The organism is Candidatus Avoscillospira sp. LCP25S3_F1 (assembly GCF_052117125.1).
In the GTDB taxonomy this organism is placed as follows: domain Bacteria; phylum Bacillota; class Clostridia; order Oscillospirales; family Oscillospiraceae; genus Avoscillospira_A.
In genome coordinates this window covers 63711-83511 of sequence record NZ_JBQKJT010000010.1, presented here as the reverse complement: position 1 = coordinate 83511, position 19801 = coordinate 63711, and the positions used below count along the sequence as shown (strand labels likewise).

Below are 19801 nucleotides of genomic sequence, written 5' to 3'. Positions count from 1 at the left end.
CATAGAAATTATAGACAAATGAATATGTGGAAATTGGATTAGAGGACTGGAAATTTATTGATACCAATTTAAAATGGCATGTTGCACAAAATTTTATTGAATTATTGGGAAAATTCCGGATTGATTTTACGGATGCTCACGAGTATACTTATGTCAAATAACAAGACAAAAGATATAGAGACTTTTAGAACAGAAAACAGCACAATAAAATTGTAATGTAAAAAAGGAGCGATTTTCTATGAGTAACCTGCCTGAAAAAATGAAAGCCATTGTTGCCTATGCCCCTGGCGATTACCGCCTGGAGATTGTAGATACTCCCCATGCCGGTGAGGGTGAAATGATCCTGAAGGTTGAGGCCTGCGGCATCTGTGCCGGCGATGTGAAGGCGTTTGGCGGCGCTGCCAGCTTCTGGGGCTTTGACGGCCAGCCCAAGTACATCAAGGCTCCCATGATTCCCGGCCATGAGTTTGTTGGTACGGTTGTGGAAATGGGCAAGAATGTCAAGGGCAACTGGAAAATCGGCGACCGTATCTGCCCCGAGCAGATTGTTCCCTGTGGCGAGTGCCGCTTCTGTAAGACCGGCAGACACTGGATGTGCGAAAAGCATGACCTGTTTGGTTTCCAGAACAACGTCAACGGCGGCATGGCTGAATATGTGCGTCTGACCAAGGAAGCTCTGCCTTATTTGGTACCTGCCGATATGCCCATCGAAAAGGCCGCCCTCATTGAGCCCTATGGCTGCTCCTTCCACTGCGTGGAGCGCGCTCAAGTGACGCCCCGCGATGTGGTGGTACTGTCCGGCGCCGGAACTCTGGGCCTGGGCATGGTTGGTGCTCTGCGCCAGTACAATCCCGCCTGCCTCATCGTCCTGGATATGAACGAGACCCGTCTGGCCAAGGCCAAGGAGTTTGGCGCGGATATCGTTATGAACCCCGCCAAGGAGGATGTGGTAGCGAAGATCAAGGAAATGACCGATGGCTACGGCTGCGATATCTATATTGAGGCCACCGGCCATCCCTCCAGCGTGCAGCAGGGTCTGGATGCCATTCGCAAGATGGGCCGCTTTGTGGAGTTCTCCGTGTTTGGCCAGCCGGTCACCGTGGACTGGAGCATTATCTCCGACCGTAAGGAACTGGATCTGCTGGGTGTCCACCTGAGCCCTTTCTGCTACGACACGGTCATCGACTGGATCGGCAGCGGCAAACTGCCTACCGATGGCGTCGTCAGCCATAAGTTCTCCCTGGACGAGTGGGAGAAGGGCTTTGAACTGGCCAAGACCGGTAAGGACGGCGCCATGAAGGTTGTCCTGGTTCCCTGAGACCCCATCACACAGGAGGTAGATTCCAATGATTAAGATCCCCAGAATTATGAATGATCCCGACAATATTGTCGATGAAATGCTCAAGGGCTTTCTGAAGGTCCACAGCGATATCGTAGAGGCTACCGACAATCCTCGTGTGGTCAAGGCTAAGAATATTCCCCAGGGCAAGGTTGGTGTCGTTACCGGCGGTGGCTCCGGCCATAAGCCTGCTTTCATCGGCTATGTGGGTGAGAATATGTGTGATGCTGCCGCAGTCGGCGAGATTTGCTCGTCTCCCACCGCAGCCGCTTTTCTGGATGGTTTCCGCTGCACCAATCAGGGTAATGGCGTTGCCTGCCTGTACGGCAATTACTCTGGCGATAACATGAACGTCAAAATGGCTGTCAAGATGGCTAAGCGCGAGGGCATTGAGGTCAAGACCGTTGTGGCCAACGATGATGTGGCTTCGGCTCCCAAGGATCAGCGCGAGAAGCGCCGTGGCGTGGCTGGCGAGGTCTTTATGTGGAAGTGCGGCGGCGCCAAGGCTGCCAAGGGCGGCAGCTTGGACGAAGTCATTGCCGCAGCACAGAAAGCCATCGATAATACTCGCAGCATTGGCATCGGCTTAGCTCCTTGTACGCTGCCTGCTGTGGGACATCCCAATTTTGAGATTAAGCCCGGCACCATGGAAGTGGGCATTGGCCACCATGGTGAGCCTGGTATCGCTGTTGTGGAACTGGAAGACGCTGCCGGCATTGCCAAGCGCATGGTGGATGTGGTTCTGCCTGACTATCCCTTTGTAGAAGGTGACGAAGTGGCGGTTCTGGTGTCTGGTCTGGGTGCAACACCGGTCATGGAGCTGTATGTCCTTTACGATGAGATTGAAAAGCTGCTGACGGAGAAGGGCATTCGCATCCATCGTTCCTATGTTGGCAACTATTTTACATCCATGGAAATGATGGGTGCTACGTTGACGGTTATGAAACTGGATGACGAACTGAAAGAATTGATCGATATGCCTGTCAATTGTATGGGCATGCAGCAGAAATGAGGGAGAAGACCATGAACAGCTTTCTGAATCAAAACGGTAAGCCGATTCTGATGGCCATGGTAAAGGCCATTCAGGACAATAAAGCCTATTTGGGTGAAGTGGACGGACTGATCGGTGACGGCGATCATGGTATGAACATGAACAAAGGGTTTACCCTGTTCGAGACCCGCTTTGGCGGTGAGGAGTTCTCCTTCAGCGAGGGTCTGTTCAATCTGGGCAATATCCTGTTCTCTGAGATCGGTGGTTCCATGGGCCCAATCTACGGCACGATTTTGATGGATGCCTCTGATGTGGGCAATGAGTACGAGGAGATCGGCGTTAAGGAGTTGGCTGCTATGCTGGCCGCCGGGCTGGCTGGATTGCAGGAGATTGTACAGGCCCAGGTGGGCGACAAGACACTGGTTGATACGCTTAGCCCCGCGGTAGATGCGCTGAAGCAAGCTGCGGAAGCCGGTACGCCCTTTGCCGAGGTGCTGACCAACATGAAGAATGCCGCTGCTGCTGGCCGCGATTCCACTAAGGACATGGTCGCTAAGTTTGGCCGCTCCAGCCGTTTGGGCGAGCGTTCCCGTGGTGTGCTGGATGCGGGTGCTACCTCTTGCTGCATTATCCTCACTGCCATGGCCGATGCAATGCTTGCGTTGATTGCATAAACCATTGGAGAAATATAAAGGGGTTGTCAAAAAGGTCCCAAAACAAAGAGGAAAGTTCCAGAATTGGGGCTTTCCTCTTCATTTTTGTAATTCCTAACAATTCATTATACCACAACAAGAAACGTCAGGAAATCGGTGCTTTGACAGTGGATATCCGTTCAAAAAAACAGGGCTTATTGTAAAATGCAGTTCTTGTGTCTAACTGGAAAATAATTGTGTTATAAAAAATCACCGTGAAACTTCATTACTGGAGTTTCACGGTGATTTTTATCTAAATGTATTTGAGGAAATTTTGTTCTTGCTACAGCACCTGTGCAGTTTACGCTTGGTTGGCCAGGTCGCACAGTTCTTTCAGCATTTTGGGCAGCTCTGTTTCCATGTTTTCATCGGAGAACTGGCAGGTGCCTACCTGCTTGTGGCCGCCGCCGTTATATTTGAGCATCAGATGGCCCACATCCAGTGTGGCCGTCCGGTTGAGAATGCTGTAGCCCACCGCCGCAGAGCAACCGTGGCCGCCGCGGCCGCTGACGATCCAGGCGGAGATGTTCTGCTCGGGATACAGGCTGTAGATTAGAAAGCGGTTGCCCGTATAGATGGGGTCTACACCGCGCAGGTCGGAAATGATGACATTTCCTTCCACACGGGTGTAACGGGCCACCATTTCCTTAAACTTCTCAGTCTGCTCCTGGTAAACCTCAATACGTTCCCGGACGTTGTCCAGCGCCAGAATTTCCGCGGTGCTCATGGTCCGGCAGGCGTGCATCAGCTCTTCCATCAGGGCGTAATTGGAGACGGTGAACTGTCTCCATCTGCCGAGGCCAGTTCTGGGGTCCATAAGGAAGCCGATGAGAACCCAGCCCTTGGGGTTCAGAACATCCTCAATGGTCAGATTGCCGGAGTCCACTTTGTCCACGGCCGCCATCATCTCATCAAACTGCGGAAAGCGATCCCGGCCGCCGTAGTATTCATAAATAATACGGGCGCAGGACGGAGCCGGACGGCTCTCTCCCTGGTATTTGCCCGCCAATTCCAGACGCTCATGCTCGCTGGAATGGTGGTCAAACCACAAGGAGCAGCCCTCCACATAGGGCACATTGGCCAGACAATCCGCAGGCCCCGGCGTAAACAGGCCGTCCTGCAAATCTTTCGGATGGACAAACTGCCAGCTGTCGATGATGCCGGCTTCCAGCAGCAGCGCACCGCAGGCCAGGCCGTCAAAATCAGAACGTGTTACCAGTCTCATAATTCTAGTTCCCCCTCGGTGATGTAGTAATACCATGAAAAAATAAAGAATCGATGGTTTCAGTATAGCATGTACACCTAAACTATGCAATCTCTACTTGCTAGCCGGTAGCGGCCTCCACAAGTTATACCACAATATGTCAGGGAACTGGCGTGAAATCACGAAAGACCTGCTGGCTTACCATCCACGGCGCTTTGCCAAATCCAGCAGGCCAAAGGAAAATCGCTCTGACTGTGTCCATGTAGTCTGTGACGGGTCGCCCTCCCGGATATGCAGCGTCCGGCGAATCTCCTTGGGGATGACGACGCGGCCCAGATCGTCAATACGGCGCACGATACCTGTTGCTTTCATATTTTACAAAAACCTCCACTCTAAACTTCTAACTTAATTCGGTGAAAAACTGTCTATTCACTACGAAATAAGGTGAAATAAATACAATTTCCGAATGTATCGTTAGTATAGGCAGAAGTTTGAAAAATATACAAAAGTGGGATGCTGCAAACAGGAATAAATTGGTTTTGTCGAAAAAGTGCGTTATTTGTAATATTTGCGGTAAAAGAAAACGGTATTATATTACCAAAGTGGAAACTGGAAAATAATGTTTTGGCCTTAAAATAACACAATGGGTGGTTGTGTTATACAAGTGTCAAAAACATTACTGCTGTAATGCGACATACTGCTCGATGGATTTCTCCACAAAGCGGTTCAAGGACATCTGATGCGTGGCAGCATAAACGGCGGCTTTCTGGTGAAGTTCCGGAGAAATCCGAACATTAAAGCTGCCCTTATAGGCTTTTTCGGGTGCTTGCCCAGTTTCTTTGCACAGCAGAAGATAATCTTCTACTGCACGGTGAAAATCCTCCACCAACTCCTTAGCGGTGGTTCCCTCGTAGGAGATCAGGCTGCGGATACCCATTACTTTGCCATAGAACAGGTTATCCTCCTGAGAAAACTCCACGCTGCCCACATAGCCCTGATATTCCATAATATTGTTCATACAAGACCCTCCTGACTCAGAAGTTCCAGAAGCTGCTTTACCTGATAGCTGAGAAGTTCTTTCCGTGGATGGGGCTTGTGCATTAAAATGGGTGGGTGTTCTGCGCTGACGAACATGACTCTGGAGCCGCTAGTGCGTCCTTTGTCGCTGCGTTCATAGGAGAAGTACCGAAGAAGCGATTCCGCTTCTTCAAAGGTAAAGTCTTTCGGTCTGGATTTCAGACGCTGGATCAGCTTTTCTTTTTGCCCCATGGAGGACCACTTCCTTCTATGTACAGTATAGCAGATTGGAGGGGAAATGCAACTAAAAATAGTTGCAGTATAAGCGGAAAATAAGCGCAATTGGGATGGGAAAATATTGTCGAATTTTGTAGGCTAAACAGACTAAGAGGGGGTGCCTAAAAAACTTTGTATAAAACATTGTGAAAACGGAGAAAATAAGCAATAATAGGCGGAATTTACCCTCCTATTATTTTTGGCCTTATTATAACACAATCGTCAATCCGGCGCACGATTCCAGTTGCTTTCATATTTTACCAAACCTCCAACAAAGCTACTCCATGATATTCGGTAAAACAAGGATAAATCTGATCGAATTTCGTTGAAATTGAAACAATTACCGAATGCTCTGTTAGTATAGGCAGAGATTTGAAAAATATGCAGACGTAAGAAAGTCATTACCAGCCGGTTAAAAAACACGCTGCATGATATATGGACTGATACAGGGAGCGACACTGCCGACGCAGCGCCGCTCCCGGTACGCAGTTCTGGGATTTGATGTTGGATGAGACAAGAACGACGTTGTTCAGTCTGTCAAAAGGGCATTCTGCATGCCTTGCAGCATCACCAGACCGGCCACGGCGCCTTGATCGGCAATGCCAATGGCTTTGGCTGCAAAGACCGCGGCTTTGCCAAATACGGGTGTCATGGATTTGGTGGCCTCAACGCCCTCAGCAGCGCCATCCACCGCCGCTTGTATGACCGCTTGCAGCGTCGCTTCCGGCTCCGCGGCAACCAATGCCGCCGCACGGTCTGCGGCAGGGCCCACCGCGTCCAGAATGGTGCGGTTGCCCCGTTGGCACTTGCCCCGGTTGGCAATGCCGTCGGCAAAGGCGGCCAGATACCGGGACAGGGCGGCGCCATTCATGGAGGAGCAGCCCTTGAGGGCTTTGCCACCGGCCATAATGCCGGAGGACATCAGAGTGCCCATGGTAGATGGGACGACGCCGGCCATTTTCATGGCGGCTTTCATTAACGTTTTGCCGATATCTCCGGCTTCGGTATTGTCGCGAATCAGCTGGGGCAGCGCGCCGTAGCCCTTACTCATGGTGAGACCCAGGTCGCCATCGCCCAGATTGGCGTCCATCTCACACAGCTCGTCTTTCTTCTCTGCAAAGAGCGCCGCCACATGCTCAAACAGCTGGGGCAGGGTTTCACAGGTGATTACATTCATGGTTCTGCCTCCTTACAGCCTTATGCTTGGGTGATAAACGGCGTCTTCACGGGCAGATCAATCTGGGCTTTCATCTCGTCGTCCACCATGCGGCAGATGGAGATGGAAGCGCCTGCCATTTCCATGGACGTGGCGTATTCGCCCACAAAGGACCGGTAGATCTTTACGCCCTTGGCTTCCAGCTCCTTGCGGACGGAATTGCACAGGATGTACAGCTCCTCAATGGAGGTGGCGCCCAGGCCGTTGATCAACAGACAGACTTCCTCACCGGCGTTGAGGGGCATGTCATGCAACAGGGTTTCCAGGGACTCCTTGGCCAGCTCGTCAGCGGTCTTAATGGGGCCATTCCAGATACCGGGCTCTCCGTGGATGCCCATGCCCATGGCCATTTCGTTCTCCCCTAGGGTGAAATTGGGGTGGCCTACCTCGGGAATGATGCAGGGCGTCAGGGCAAATCCCACGGTACGCGTGTTGTCCTTGGCCTTCTGAGCCGCAGCCAGCACCTCATCCAGTGTACCCATTTGGGCAGCCTTGGCGCCTGCGCACTTGTACATAAAGAAGATACCGGCTACGCCGCGGCGGGTATCCGGATTGGCGTTGGAATTGACATCGTCGGCGCCGACGATGGAGCGGGTCTCGATATCATCCATCTCCAGCATCTCGGCGGCCATGTCAAAGTTCATGATATCGCCGGTGTAGTTGCCGTACAGGTACAAAATACCGGCCCCGGCTTCCACTGCTTTGGACACGTTGTAAATCTGCTCGGCAGAGGGGGACTGGAACACGCCGCCGACGCCGCAGCCATCCAGCAGGCCCTCGCCCACATAGCCCAGGAACAGGGGCAGGTGGCCGGTACCGCCGCCGGTGACAATGGCAACCTTACCGTCCTTCTTCTTTGCGGTGCAGTAGCAGCGCAGATCATCATTGACATACTTAACCTGGTCACTGTGGGCAGCGTAGATGCCCTGGAGCATCTCGTCTACATAGGCTTCGGGCGCGTTGATAATTTTTTTCATGAGAGTCTCTCCTTCCGGTTGGCAAATGGGGTGGCCGCCGCAATGGCATGGACCGGCTTGATGATTGTATCATAGGTCTGTCGCAAAAAAATGTCAAGAAAAAGCAAAGAAACAGACATAGAAAATCTGTGCTGCAAATAGGGCAAAATAGCTAATTTAAAAATAATTTTTTAGAGCAACAGTCATAAAATGCACAAATATTGTAGGTAGTTACAATTCATAGGCAAGGAAATTGTGGGCATTGCATATTGTCAATGGGGAGGGAGCGTGGTACCCTGTTGGGAGAAACACAAAAAAACGGACATTTTGGAAGGAGTGGTCTGATCATGTTAAAAGGAATTCCCGATTGTATTTCCCCAGAACTGCTGAAGGTGCTGCACGAGATGGGGCATGGTGACCGTCTGGTTATCGGCGACGCAAACTTTCCGGCGGCTTCCTGTGCCGGCGTCCATCCGTTGATCCGCTGCGACGGTGTTGACGCCACAACCATGCTGGACGCCATTTTGCAGCTGTTTCCCCTGGACGAGGTGGAGCACCCTGTGCTCATCATGGACAAACAGCCGTGTCATGCCCAGCTGGAGACGCCAGTTTGGGACCAGTTTAAGGCGATTGTGGCCAAACATGATCCCCGCGGCGCGTCCGCCTGCGGCATGATCGAGCGCTTTGCTTTTTACGAGGAGGCGCGCCGGGCCTATGCCGTGGTGGCGACGACGGAGAAGAGCTTCTATTCCTGCCTGATTCTGCAAAAGGGGTGTTTGTAAGGGCTGTACGCATGTCCGAATTTTTTTGATATTCATCAGAAAAACAAAGAAAAAAAGAAAAGAAAAAATAAGATTTCTTAGAGAAACAGACTAATTGCACAAATTACTGCATATTATCTGGATGTTAAACAGCATATTCACTAAATAGAGTTTTGATATTTTGGCTATTTGTCTGAATAACAAAAAAATACAACATATTCGTTTACAAACCCACTGGACTGTGCTAGATTGAAGACATCACAGGAGAACAGAGCACTGTTTTTCGGAAAACGCGTAAGGAGGATACTATGAAAAAGGTTCTTGCATTCCTGATGGCCGTTGCGATGGTATTTGGTACAGCAGCCTGTGCCAGCCCCGCCGGCAACGAAACCGCCGACAACGGCACGACCAACACGACCACCACACCCGAGACCGGCGATACCGCACCTGCCAATGTGGATTCCCCTGTGGCCGGTAAAAAAGTCGCCTACATCATGCAGATGGCACCTTCCGACATCTTCCAGATGTGGTCTGAGTATGCCAAGAAGACAGCGGAAGGGCTGGGCATGCAGTACGATGTGTTCTTCTGCGACGGCTCCGACACCAAGTGGCAGGACACGGTTTCCCAGTGCGCCGCCAGCGGCTACGACGGACTGCTGCTGAGCCACGGCGGCCAGAACTACGCGTACACCTTCCTCACGGATCTGCTGAAGGACTATCCCGATCTGAAGATTGTTACCTTTGATACGCCCTTCAAGGACAGCAACGGCGAGGTCCAGACCATCGACGGTGTGACCCAGTTCTTCCAGCAGGACGCCCAGTTTGCGGAGCTGCTTCTGGACTATGTGTGCAACGACCTGTATCCCGACAAGGTGGCAGCCGGTGAGCCGGTCAACATTCTGAAGGTCTGGGTCGGTCCCAACTTCAACTCTCCCTTTGACCGCCGCCAGGTGGGCTATGAGAAGTACGAGAACGACGGCCTCATTAAGACCGTGGAGACCATCGGCCCCTCCGATTACAACAACGCCGAAGCATCCATGACCGACGTCACCACCTCCACCCTGGCTAAGTATGACGAGGGAGAAATTGACGCCATCTGGTGCTGCTATGACCTGTATGCCAGCGGTGTGTATACGGCGCTGACCCAGGGCAACTATGACATCCCCATGGTCACCGTCGACATCTGCAACGCCGATATCGACAAGATGGCGCAGGACGGCTCTCCCTGGAAGGCATGCGCCACCACCAACTGGTACTATAATGGCGAGTTCGGTATGCGCGTGCTGGCCCTGGAACTGGCCGGTGAGTACGACAAGATCATCGATCCCATGACCGGCGAGGCCAGCAACTGGCTGGAGCTGCCCACCAACGTTGTGACCCAGGATATGGTCGCGGACGGCGGCATCAACGTCACCAATCTGGACACCGTGGCCGGTGAAAACTACAGTGACCGTTCCTACATGCCCACCACCGACTGGATGATGGAGCTGCTGGGTGACTGAATCATAGCCGGAGCGTACAAACGATTCTGAATCCCGGGGGGCATCGGGGAAATTCCCCGATGCCCCCTATATCAAACTGTTCATACATGGGGTTCCGGGTTCTCCGGCGGAGAAAAGCGGCGCAGGCCGCCGCCCTTCCAAACGCCGTTTTTTTGGGCCAAAGAACAACCGGACCCAGAAGGGAAATGAGGGAATCTATGGATAAGATCACATTAGGAACGAAAAATGTCTCCATTGAATTTCCTGGTGTCAAGGCTCTGTCCAATGTGGATTTTGAGTTGGAGACCGGGAAGATTCACGCGGTCATGGGCGCCAACGGCGCCGGTAAATCCACATTGATGAAGGTCCTGGCCGGCGCCAACCCCACCTATACAGGCGATGTGCTGTATAACGGCAAGGTGGTGGAAATCCGCAAACCCGCCGACGCCAAAGCCTTGGGCATTCAGATTGTCTACCAGGAGGTGGACATGGCTCTGATTCCGTCCCTGTCGGTGGCGGAGAACGTCATGTTCAACCATCTCGTCATGAACATGGGCAAAAAGCAGATGGTCAACTGGGCCTATATCCGCAAGGAGGCCCAGGTGGTGCTGGAACGGCTGAACATTCAGCTGGATGTGAACTGTCTGGTGGGCAGCCTGTCCCTGGCCCAAAAGCAGATGGTACTGATTGCCCGGGCCATCCAGAGTTCCTGCAACTTCCTGATTCTCGACGAGCCCACGGCGCCGCTGAGCGATACGGAAACCACGGAACTGTTCCGGCTGTGCAAGCATCTGATTGCCACGGAAAATCTGTCCATCACGTTTATCTCCCACCGCATCCATGAGGTGTTGCAAATCTGCGATTCCTACACGGTCATGCGCAACGGTGAAATTGTCGACAACTGTCCCATTACCCCGGAGACCACCTCCAAGGAAATCGTGGATAAGATGTTGGGCCGCTCCTTTGAGTCCAGCTTCCCGGCCCGCCATGCAGCCATCGGCGAGAAGTCCCTGGTGGTGGAGCATTTGACCGAGCGGGACCACAAGATTCAGGATGTGTCTTTCTACGTCCGAAAGGGCGAAGTGGTGGGGATTGCCGGATTGGTGGGCGCAGGCAAAAGCGAACTGTGCAAGACGCTGTTCGGCGCGCTGAAAAAATCCAGCGGCACCATCACCCTCAACGGCAAGGAGCTGAAAATCCGCAATCCCTCCGACGCGGTGCGCAACCGGCTGGCGCTGGTACCGGAGGAACGGCGGAAGGAGGGCGTGCTGGTCCACGAGACAGTGGATTTCAACCTGTCGGCCGCCTGCCTGGATAAGTTCTGTAAGCTGTCCTTTGTGAACCGCGCCAAAACGGCGGCCAACGCCAACCATTTTGTCCAGTCGCTGGGCATTAAGACGCCGTCCATTTTCCAGCTGGTCCGGAACCTTTCCGGCGGCAACCAGCAGAAGGTGGTCATCGGCAAATGGCTGTCGGCCGATTGTGACGTCTACATATTTGACGAGCCCACCAAGGGCGTCGATGTGGGCGCCAAGGCAGAAATCTTCAAACTTATCAACGCCATCGCCGAGGAGGGCAACTGCGTGATCTACGCCTCCTGCGAAAATACGGAAATCCTGTCGGTCACCGACCGCACCTACGTCATGTTTGACGGAAAGATCATGGCGGAGCTGGAAACAGCCAAGACGTCAGAAGATGAGATTATGCACTATGCGGTCGGCGGCACCGAGGCCTATGTGGCCGGATAAACCCGCCGGCGTGTCGGAAATCATCATAAGAGGAGGATGTAGTTTATGAATGCATTGACGAAAAAGAAGAGCGCCGGCCGGACGCTGCTGGATTGGGCGGCGGTGATCGTTCTGCTGCTGTCCATTGCCGTGTTTTCCATCATCCGGGGAGATGCGTTCTTCTCAGTCCGCAACGCGACCAACATTCTGGTGGCCATGTCCATTACCACCATTTTCGCCATCGGCGCAACGGTGACCATGGCGCCCGACGGCTTCGACATGTCGGCCTGTACCCTGGCTTCCTTTTCCTCGTACATCTTCGCCAGCAGCTTTTTGTGGTTCGGCCTGCCCCTGTGGGCCAGCGCACTGGTGACCATTCTGTTTACCATGGTCATGTATCTGCTGACCATGTTCCTGATCCTGGTCTGTAAAATCCCCGATATGCTGGCCACCTGCTCACTGATGTTTGTCCATCAGGGTATGGGCCTCTGGTGGACCGGCGGCGGCGCGGTGTCCTCCGGTATGCCCACCCGCTGGGGCACGACCCCCATCCGCGCCGGTTGGACCGAGGGCTTCCTGGCCATCGGTAAATCCCCCTGGTGCATCATCATTATGCTCCTGTGCGTGCTCTTCGCGTTCATCTTCCTCAACTATACCAAGCATGGCCGCTATCTGTACGCCATGGGCGGCAACAAGATGGCCGCCAAGCTCAGCGGCATCAACGTAAAGAAATACCGCTTTGTGGCCGGTATGGTCACGGCCGTCTTTATCGCCGTGGGCGCCATGGTGGTTTGCTCCCGCAATTCCGCCGCCCAGATCACCGGCTGTGATAACTACCTGATGCCTTCCCTGGCCGCCGTGTTTGTGGGCCGGTCCGTGGGCGGCGCGGAAAAGCCCAACGCGCTGGGCACCATGATCGGCGCGGCCCTAGTGGCCGTCCTGGAAAACGGGCTAACCATGACCGGCGTGGTCTACTATGTGCTGCCTGCCGTCAAGGGCGCCGTTCTGGCTCTGGCGCTGATCGCCGCCTACGCCACCAAGAAAGAGGATTGATCCCACTGTGGGGAACCGTCCGGCCACCTTTGGCGGCGGTTCCCCATTATATGGAATGCAATGTTTCAAACGACCGGATTTGTGGTCGAAAGTTCTTGCGCTCCGGACCGGCAAACGGTAAACTCAAATCAAACAGAAACAAGATAATCATATCCATAGTCCTGGGGCAGGACTGTGGGACCCATGAATGGAGGAACGTTATGATGGCAAAGTTTGACACGTACTTTCTGATGAATGCGGAAGAAGCGAAGGAATATGCTGTGGCCAAGGTGACGAAATTCCCCTGGGACACGGCCAGTCTGCAATGCAAGGAAATCGGCGACGGCAATCTGAACTATGTATTCCGTGTGTGGGATGGCCAGGGCCATTCGGCCATCATCAAACAGGCAGGCGAGGCACTGCGTATTTCCGCCGATATGCACATCTCCACCGACCGCAACCGCATTGAATCGGAGATTTTGTTGCTCCAGGGCAAGCTGGCCCCGGGCTATGTGCCGGAAATTTACTTCTATGACACCGTCATGTGTGCCTGCGGCATGGAGGACCTGAGTGATCATGCCATCATGCGGACCTGTATGCTCCAGCACAAGATCTACCCTAAATTTGCCGACCAGATTTCCACCTTTATGGCCAACACCCTGATGGGTACCACGGATGTGGTGCTGGACCACAAGGAGAAGAAGGAACTGCAAAAAAAGTACATCAATCCCGAGCTGTGTGAGATCACCGAGGACCTGGTATATACAGAGCCCTATAACGACTGTGCAGGACGCAACAACGTCTTTGCTCCCAACGCCGAATTTGTAAAAACGGAGCTGTACGAGGACAAAGAACTCCATCTGGAGGTTGCAAAGCTGAAGATGGACTTTATGTGCAATGCGCAGTCCCTGCTCCACGGCGACCTGCACACAGGCTCCATTTTCATCAACGACGAGAGTACCATGGTATTCGATCCGGAGTTCTGCTTCTACGGCCCCATGGGCTATGACATCGGCAATGTGGTAGCCAATATGATGTTTGCCTGGTGCCACGGCGATGCCGAAAGCGCCGACGCGGCGGAGCGGGAGACCTTCTGCGGCTGGGTGGAGCAGGTCATTGTGGATGTGGTCGATCTGACTATGGCCAAGATGAACGACTATTATAGCCGTCATGTGACGGACCGTATGTGTCAGACGGAGGGCTATCAGGCGTACTATCTGCGCACCATCCTGGCCGATACCGCTGCCGTCACCGGTCTGGAACTGATTCGCCGCACAGTGGGTATGGCCAATGTCAAGGATTTGACCACCATTTCCGACAGTGCCAAGCGGACCCGCGCCGAGCGCATCTGCATTGTGGCCGCCAAGCGGTTTATCAAGGAGCGTCAGATGCTGCACACAGGCAAGGATTTCCTGCAAATCCTGCACGATGCCATTGCCGCCTGCTGAGCCGGTCCGCGACCCGTATTTTATACAGAAAAGGAGACCTTTACTATGAACGCTTTGAGCCTGGACACCGTCGTACTGTCGGAAGACGCTCTGGAAATCATCATTCTCGACCAGACCTTACTGCCCGGTGAGATCAAGTATCTGCACCTGTCCAAGGCGGAGGATATCTGGGAGGCCATCTACGCCCTGCGGGTTCGAGGCGCGCCGGCCATCGGTGTGGCGGCCGCCTATGGTATTTATGTGGTGACAGCCCAGCTGCAAACGGACAATATGGAGGAGTTCTGCAACTACTTTGAGGAGAAAAAAGCGTATCTCGATTCCTCCCGCCCCACGGCGGTCAACCTGTCCTGGGCTTTGAACCGTATGGCTAAAGTCGTGGCGGAAAACCGGGATACCATGACGGTGGCCCAGCTGAAAGAACGTCTCCGTCAGGAGGCCCACGCCATCCGGGAAGAGGACATCGCCATCAGCCGCAACATCGGCCAGCTGGGATTTGAATTGCTGCATCACGGCGACGGCATCCTCACCCACTGCAACGCCGGCACCTTGGCCACCGCCAAGTACGGCACGGCGCTGGCTCCCATCTACATTGCTTTGGAGAACGGTTGGGACGATCTCCATGTATACTGCGATGAGACGCGGCCCCTGTTGCAGGGCGCACGGCTCAGCGCCTTTGAAATGCAGACCGCCGGTGTGGATACCACGCTGATCTGTGACAATATGGCCTCCATCACCATGAAGCGGGGAAAGATCAATATAGTCTTTGTGGGCTGCGACCGGGTGGCGGCCAACGGTGATTTTGCCAATAAAATCGGTACCAGCGGCGTAGCCATTCTGGCCAAGCATTACGGCATTCCGTTCTATGTCTGCGCGCCCACCTCCACCATCGATATGTCCATTGCCAGCGGCGACGACATTGTGATTGAGGAGCGCCCGGCCGAAGAGGTCACGGAGGCCTGGTATAAAAAGCGCATGGCGCCGGAGGGAGTCAAGGTCAACAACCCAGCCTTTGATGTTACGGATCACAGTTTGATTACCGGCATCATTACCGAAAAGGGCATTGCCTATCCGCCCTTTGACAAGGCATTTGAACGCATGGGTATCCGGTAAGTCCGTCCGCCAAGATCCACAGGACGAAAAGGGAGATGGATCGGCAGATCCATCTCCCTTCGCTTATGGAGTCCGTATTTTCACTGTGAATTAAAGGCCGTATCATCAATAAAACGCGATATTGTGGGACCGGAAATACTCCTGCCATGGCTCCGACCAGGGGGCGTCGCAGATGACGGCGTCTACACTGGTCAGGGGACAGGTGTAGGCAAAGGATGTGTTGTCCAGCTTGGAGTTGTCCACCACCAGATAGGACTTGTTGCTCCGTTCCACCACCAGCCGGTGGATGGCCGCATAGTCTTCGGAAATGTCGGTGATGCCGTGGGCGCGGCTGATGGAACGGCACGACAAAAAAGCCTTGTCCACATAGTAGTTGGACAGTGAGCGGCAGGTGTTGTCACCGATGAAGCAGAGATTGCTGGGGGCAAAGCGGCCGCCGATGCCAATCAGCTGGATGGAGGGCGATTGGGACAAAATGGTGGAAATCTGCAAGGAATTGGTCAGCACCGTGAGGTTCTGTCCCAGAAGGCGCTGGGCCACAAACCAGCAGGTGGTGGAGCCGTCGAGAAAAATAGAGTCGCCGGGCTGAATCAGGGCGCTGCATTTTTCGGCAATGATGCTTTTCTCCTGAGTTTTGAGGACCTGGCGCATGTTGATATCAATATCATTTTGTACACCGTCGAGAATATAGGCGCCGCCATGGGTACGGATCAGTTCACCGTTCTCTTCCATCATCCGCAGATCACGGCGAATGGTTTCCTTGGTGACGTTGAGTTTTTGGGCCAAATCGGTGATGGTGACGCTTTTTCGCTCCATCAGCTGATCCTTGATAGCGTTTCTGCGGGTGATGGCCAGCATACGGCGCACTCCTCTCTGCGTAAATATTACCCAACTATCGTACCATAAAAATCGTATTTTATCAATAATTACAGGTTATTCTATTGGAAATCCGGTCGATGGATTCCAGAGAGACCTGGACTCCCCTCCGGGGGACCGTCAAAAGGAGTTTTTGCTATGAACTATAAAAAACTGATTGTAGACAGCGGCTTGCGGATGCTGCGTGGTGGATATACCGTGGAGACCTGGGGCAATATCAGCGCCCGGGACCCGGAAACCAATCTGGTCTATCTGACCCCTAGCGGTATGGACTATACCACCATACAGGAGGAGGACATTGTGGTGCTGGACCTCCAGGGAAACCGCGTGGAGGGCCACCGCAAGCCCAGCATTGAACTGGACCTCCATCTGCACGTCTACCGGAGCCGCCCGGAGGTTCAGGCTGTGGTCCATACCCATCCCATTTATTCCACGGTGTTTTCCTGCTGCGGCGAGGATATCCCCATGGTCATCGATGAGGCGGCCCAGGTACTGGGCGATGTGTGCCGGACTGCGAAATACGGACTGCCCGGCAGCCAGGAGCTGGCGGAAAACTGTGTGGAGGCGCTGGGCAAAACAGCCAACGCCTGCCTGCTCCAGTCCCACGGCGCGGTGTGTGTGGGCCAGACCATGGATGAGGCATTCAAGGTCTGCAAGGTCCTGGAGGTGACGGCCCAAATTTATCAGATGATCCGGGCCATGGGCAGAGATTACAAGAAAATCTCTGACGAGCACATTGCCGCCATGCGGTATTTTGCGAAAAATGTGTACGGGCAAAAATAGTGCCCGCAGAGCGGTTTCATCCGGGAAACCAAATCCTGATGGAAGGATTCGCCCCCTGTCTGAACGTGCAGACAGGGGGCTTGTTGTCCAAATCTACAAAACGATCACAGCGAATGCCGGTCCACTGCAAAGGTCCTGTATCATAGCAGAAACGGTTGTGCATCTCCATAACATCGGCTGCGGCTTTTACAAACCGCAAAGCCACATCCGAAGCAATCAGGGAGCCGCAACGGGCTGCTTTGCCAGTTCCTCTTCTTCCAGTACCCGGTAGGCCACTTTGCCCACCAGGGTTTTGGGCATTTCCTCTTTAAAGGCAATGTCGTAGGGCATGGCGTATTTGGCTATGTGCTTGCGGCAGTAGTCCAGCAGCAGCTCCTTGGTCTCCTCATTGGGGGAAACGCCGGGGACCAGCTTGACAAAGGCTTTGACCTTCTGCATCTTGTAGGGGTCCGGTACGCCGATGACGCAGCTCATCTGCACCAGCTCGTGGGCATCAAGAATGTTTTCCAGCTGCGCCGGATAGATGTTGTAGCCGGAGGAGATAATCATGCGCTTGGCCCGACCCTTGAAATAGACAAAGCCCTGATCGTCCATGGTGCCCAGGTCGCCGGTGTAGACCCAGGTCAGGCCATCGGCGTGGGTCCGCAGGGTTTCTGCCGTCTCCTTGGGATGGCCCCGGTACTCCTTCATGACCGTGGGCCCGGCCAGCAAAATCTCGCCTTCGGTGCCGTAGGGCACCTCCTTGTCGGTGCCGGGCTTGACAATTTTAATATAGGTATCGGGGAAGGGCAGACCGATGGAGCCCTCCTTGTACATATGGGACGGCGTCAGGCAGCAGGCTGTGACGGTCTCCGTGGTGCCGTAGCCCTCCCGGACCTGGATGGTGGCCTTGTGGTCATAGAGGAACTTGTCGAACTTCTTTTTTAGTTCCACGGAAAGGGAGTCGCCGCCGGAGAATACACCCTTGAGACAGCTCAGGTCCGCGCCGTCCATATCGGGCAGCCGCAGCAGGGCCTCGTACAGGGTGGGGACACCGGCCACAAAGTTGCAGCGTTTTTTTACCAGGTCCCGGGCGTAGGTCTTGGGGGTAAAGCGGGGGACCAGGACGCAGCGGCCACCCTGAGACAGCATGGTATGGATGCAGACGCCCAGACCGAAGCCGTGGAACAGCGGCATGGCGGCCAGCATTTTATCGCCGGGGCGGAACATGGGATTGGCTGCCACCACCTGTTGGCCCAGGGCGTTGAAATTCTTGTTGGTCAGCACGATGCCCTTGGTGGTGCCGGTGGTGCCGCCGGAGTAGAGAATGACCGCCGGGTCGTCGGAGCGGCGCTCCACCCGGTAGTTGTAGAAGCAGTGCTTGCTCATACGCATAAAGTCGGCCCAGCGGATAACAGGGGCATCGTCGGGAATCTTTTCGATCTTCCGTCCCTCGGTCAGCATATAACCGGCCCGGATGGTGGGGGAGAGGGCGTCTTTGATGCTGGCGATAATGATGTTGACCACTTTGGTGTTTTGCCGGACCCGCTCAAACTTGTGGTAGAACTGGTCCAGGGTGATGGCGGTGACGCTTTCCGATTCATTGAGATAGAACTCAATTTCCTTTTCCGCCGACAGCGGGTGAATCATATTGGCGATGCCGCCCACCAGATTGACCGCGTAGAACAGGTAGATAGCCTGGGGGCAGTTGGGCATGGCAATGGTGACCCGGTCATTTTCCCGGATGCCGATGGTCCGCAGGGCTTTGGCACAGAGTTCGATCTCCTGCATCAGCTTTTTATAGGTGGTGGGCTTGCCCATAAAGTCGAAGGCCACTTGGTTGGGATATTTTTTTGCCGTTTCGGCCACGGCGTCGTACATGGAGCCTTCAAAATATTGCAGGTGCATGGGCACGTCGCCCATATAATCCTTCCAGGGCGTTTTGACAGTAATGGTTTTCATTTAATACTCTACCTTCTCGCTTAACGGCAGCTCCAGCAGCCGCGGATTTTCCAATAGTGTTTTCAACAGACGTATGGTTTTGGAATAGTAATAGCCGTCGGCAATACGCTCGTCGATGGTCAATCCCAGGTCCACACTCATGCGCATGGTTACATTGCCGTCATCGTCGTAAAAAGGCCGTTTTTTCATCAGCCCAATGGCGCAGAACAGGGAATTGGTGCCCCAGTTGGTGAGATGGTGGTAGCCGGCGTCCAGTTTCAGACTGCCCAGATTGGTCAGCACCACCGAGCAGTAATAGGGGTCTGTGGCAATGACTGAGGAAGGCATCCAGCCATGGCGGTCCAAAAACCGGACAATCCAGCCAATGAGGTGTTTACCGGGAATTTTCTGTATAACATCCATGGCTGCGGAGGAGGCATCCTTGGTCTCGCTGCGGCCCTTGGATACCTGCCGGTAGATGGCGGAATGGATGGTGTCCAGAGTATCGTCATCCTTGACCCGAATGCGGGCCAAGGCTTCGCCCCCCTGGTCGGAAAAGATTTTCTTGATGACAAAGGCGGCGGTAATTTCCCGGCGCTGGTACAGGTTTTGGTTGGCAATAAACCGGTTCATATGGGGTCGCAGGGTAATAGCTTTCAAAATAGCCGTCACCACCAGCTGAAACAGATTGTATTGATACTCCGGCCCGGAAGCGTTTTTCTCTTCCAGATATTGCATCGCTTCGGTCAAATCGACTCGAATGTGCATAAACGCCTCGTTGTCGCACCGGTTGGGATAGATCATCGGCATGATGTAATGCATGGAATCAATCTGACGCAGCAGGACGCCGTCCTTCCGGTCTCTCCAGCTCCTTTTCATGGTTGCATTTCTCCATTCTCCGTCTGTGTTCCCGCCCAGGGCGGGAGAGGGGACAGCCCGGGGGCTGTCTTTTAAATTATACCCCATAAAGCT

The 19801-nt window shown here is 53.9% G+C and carries 18 protein-coding genes and 1 pseudogene; 10 read left to right on the top strand and 9 right to left on the bottom strand.

The window, feature by feature from the left end:
• Window positions 1-238: 238 nt before the first annotated feature.
• From ACTQ33_RS10540 to dhaL, 3 genes are read left to right on the top strand one after another with little or no spacing between them, the layout of a single operon-like run.
• Window positions 239-1318 carry an alcohol dehydrogenase catalytic domain-containing protein gene (locus tag ACTQ33_RS10540; protein ID WP_441464561.1) on the top strand — a complete coding sequence of 360 codons (1080 nt, stop codon included), beginning with the start codon at window positions 239-241 and terminating at the stop codon, window positions 1316-1318.
• Window positions 1319-1355: 37 nt separating this feature from the next.
• On the top strand, window positions 1356-2351 hold the full coding sequence (locus ACTQ33_RS10535) for a dihydroxyacetone kinase subunit DhaK (RefSeq protein ID WP_441464620.1): 996 nt from the start codon (window positions 1356-1358) through the stop codon (window positions 2349-2351).
• Between the two features lie 11 nt (window positions 2352-2362).
• Window positions 2363-3004, top strand: a complete 642-nt coding sequence (gene dhaL, locus ACTQ33_RS10530) for a dihydroxyacetone kinase subunit DhaL (RefSeq protein WP_441464560.1) — start codon at window positions 2363-2365, stop codon at window positions 3002-3004.
• Window positions 3005-3323: 319 nt separating this feature from the next.
• On the opposite strand, the gene ACTQ33_RS10525 is transcribed toward dhaL, so the two are convergent.
• From ACTQ33_RS10525 to ACTQ33_RS10500, 6 genes and pseudogenes are all read right to left on the bottom strand, one after another.
• Complete coding sequence (locus ACTQ33_RS10525; protein ID WP_441464559.1) at window positions 3324-4247, bottom strand: exopolyphosphatase; 924 nt, start codon at window positions 4245-4247, stop codon at window positions 3324-3326.
• 252 nt (window positions 4248-4499) lie between these two features.
• Window positions 4500-4598: pseudogene (locus tag ACTQ33_RS10520) on the bottom strand (AbrB/MazE/SpoVT family DNA-binding domain-containing protein); the annotation flags it as partial.
• 304 nt (window positions 4599-4902) lie between these two features.
• Window positions 4903-5244, bottom strand: a complete 342-nt coding sequence (locus ACTQ33_RS10515; protein ID WP_441464558.1) for a type II toxin-antitoxin system HicB family antitoxin — start codon at window positions 5242-5244, stop codon at window positions 4903-4905.
• Window positions 5241-5495: a type II toxin-antitoxin system HicA family toxin gene (locus ACTQ33_RS10510; RefSeq protein ID WP_441464557.1), complete on the bottom strand. Its 255-nt coding sequence runs from the start codon at window positions 5493-5495 to the stop codon at window positions 5241-5243. The genes ACTQ33_RS10515 and ACTQ33_RS10510 overlap by 4 nt, the downstream gene beginning before the upstream one ends.
• Window positions 5496-6048: 553 nt before the next feature.
• Entirely contained in the window at window positions 6049-6696 is a 648-nt protein-coding gene (locus ACTQ33_RS10505; protein ID WP_441464556.1) for a dihydroxyacetone kinase family protein, read from the bottom strand.
• Between the two features lie 20 nt (window positions 6697-6716).
• Window positions 6717-7712 carry a dihydroxyacetone kinase subunit DhaK gene (locus ACTQ33_RS10500; RefSeq protein WP_441464555.1) on the bottom strand — a complete coding sequence of 332 codons (996 nt, stop codon included), beginning with the start codon at window positions 7710-7712 and terminating at the stop codon, window positions 6717-6719.
• Window positions 7713-8038: 326 nt separating this feature from the next.
• On the opposite strand from ACTQ33_RS10500, the gene ACTQ33_RS10495 reads away from it, so the two are divergent.
• The 6 genes from ACTQ33_RS10495 to mtnA all read left to right on the top strand — a co-directional run bounded on the left by ACTQ33_RS10495 (window position 8039) and on the right by mtnA (window position 15250).
• Window positions 8039-8473 (top strand): RbsD/FucU family protein, encoded by a 435-nt coding sequence (locus tag ACTQ33_RS10495; protein ID WP_441464554.1) that lies wholly within the window; start codon window positions 8039-8041, stop codon window positions 8471-8473.
• Between the two features lie 287 nt (window positions 8474-8760).
• Window positions 8761-9954: a substrate-binding domain-containing protein gene (locus ACTQ33_RS10490; protein ID WP_441464553.1), complete on the top strand. Its 1194-nt coding sequence runs from the start codon at window positions 8761-8763 to the stop codon at window positions 9952-9954.
• A gap of 197 nt (window positions 9955-10151) precedes the next feature.
• On the top strand, window positions 10152-11681 hold the full coding sequence (locus ACTQ33_RS10485; protein WP_441464552.1) for a sugar ABC transporter ATP-binding protein: 1530 nt from the start codon (window positions 10152-10154) through the stop codon (window positions 11679-11681).
• Window positions 11682-11726: 45 nt separating this feature from the next.
• Window positions 11727-12713: an ABC transporter permease gene (locus ACTQ33_RS10480; RefSeq protein ID WP_441464551.1), complete on the top strand. Its 987-nt coding sequence runs from the start codon at window positions 11727-11729 to the stop codon at window positions 12711-12713.
• Window positions 12714-12913: 200 nt separating this feature from the next.
• Window positions 12914-14140, top strand: coding sequence for an S-methyl-5-thioribose kinase (gene mtnK, locus ACTQ33_RS10475; protein ID WP_441464550.1), 1227 nt, complete (start codon window positions 12914-12916; stop codon window positions 14138-14140).
• Between the two features lie 45 nt (window positions 14141-14185).
• Window positions 14186-15250, top strand: a complete 1065-nt coding sequence (gene mtnA / locus ACTQ33_RS10470; protein ID WP_441464549.1) for an S-methyl-5-thioribose-1-phosphate isomerase — start codon at window positions 14186-14188, stop codon at window positions 15248-15250.
• Window positions 15251-15355: 105 nt separating this feature from the next.
• On the opposite strand, the gene ACTQ33_RS10465 is transcribed toward mtnA, so the two are convergent.
• Window positions 15356-16108 carry a DeoR/GlpR family DNA-binding transcription regulator gene (locus tag ACTQ33_RS10465; RefSeq protein WP_441464548.1) on the bottom strand — a complete coding sequence of 251 codons (753 nt, stop codon included), beginning with the start codon at window positions 16106-16108 and terminating at the stop codon, window positions 15356-15358.
• A 156-nt stretch (window positions 16109-16264) separates the two neighbouring features.
• Between ACTQ33_RS10465 and ACTQ33_RS10460 the strand changes: the two genes are divergently transcribed.
• Complete coding sequence (locus ACTQ33_RS10460; protein ID WP_441464547.1) at window positions 16265-16909, top strand: class II aldolase/adducin family protein; 645 nt, start codon at window positions 16265-16267, stop codon at window positions 16907-16909.
• A gap of 216 nt (window positions 16910-17125) precedes the next feature.
• Here ACTQ33_RS10460 and ACTQ33_RS10455 read toward each other — a convergent pair whose 3' ends face one another.
• Window positions 17126-18850, bottom strand: a complete 1725-nt coding sequence (locus ACTQ33_RS10455) for a class I adenylate-forming enzyme family protein (protein ID WP_441464546.1) — start codon at window positions 18848-18850, stop codon at window positions 17126-17128.
• The gene (locus tag ACTQ33_RS10450) at window positions 18851-19708 is read right to left on the bottom strand and encodes a 2-oxo acid dehydrogenase subunit E2 (protein WP_441464545.1); all 858 of its coding nucleotides are present in this window, start codon (window positions 19706-19708) and stop codon (window positions 18851-18853) included.
• Between the last annotated feature and the right edge of the window lie 93 nt (window positions 19709-19801).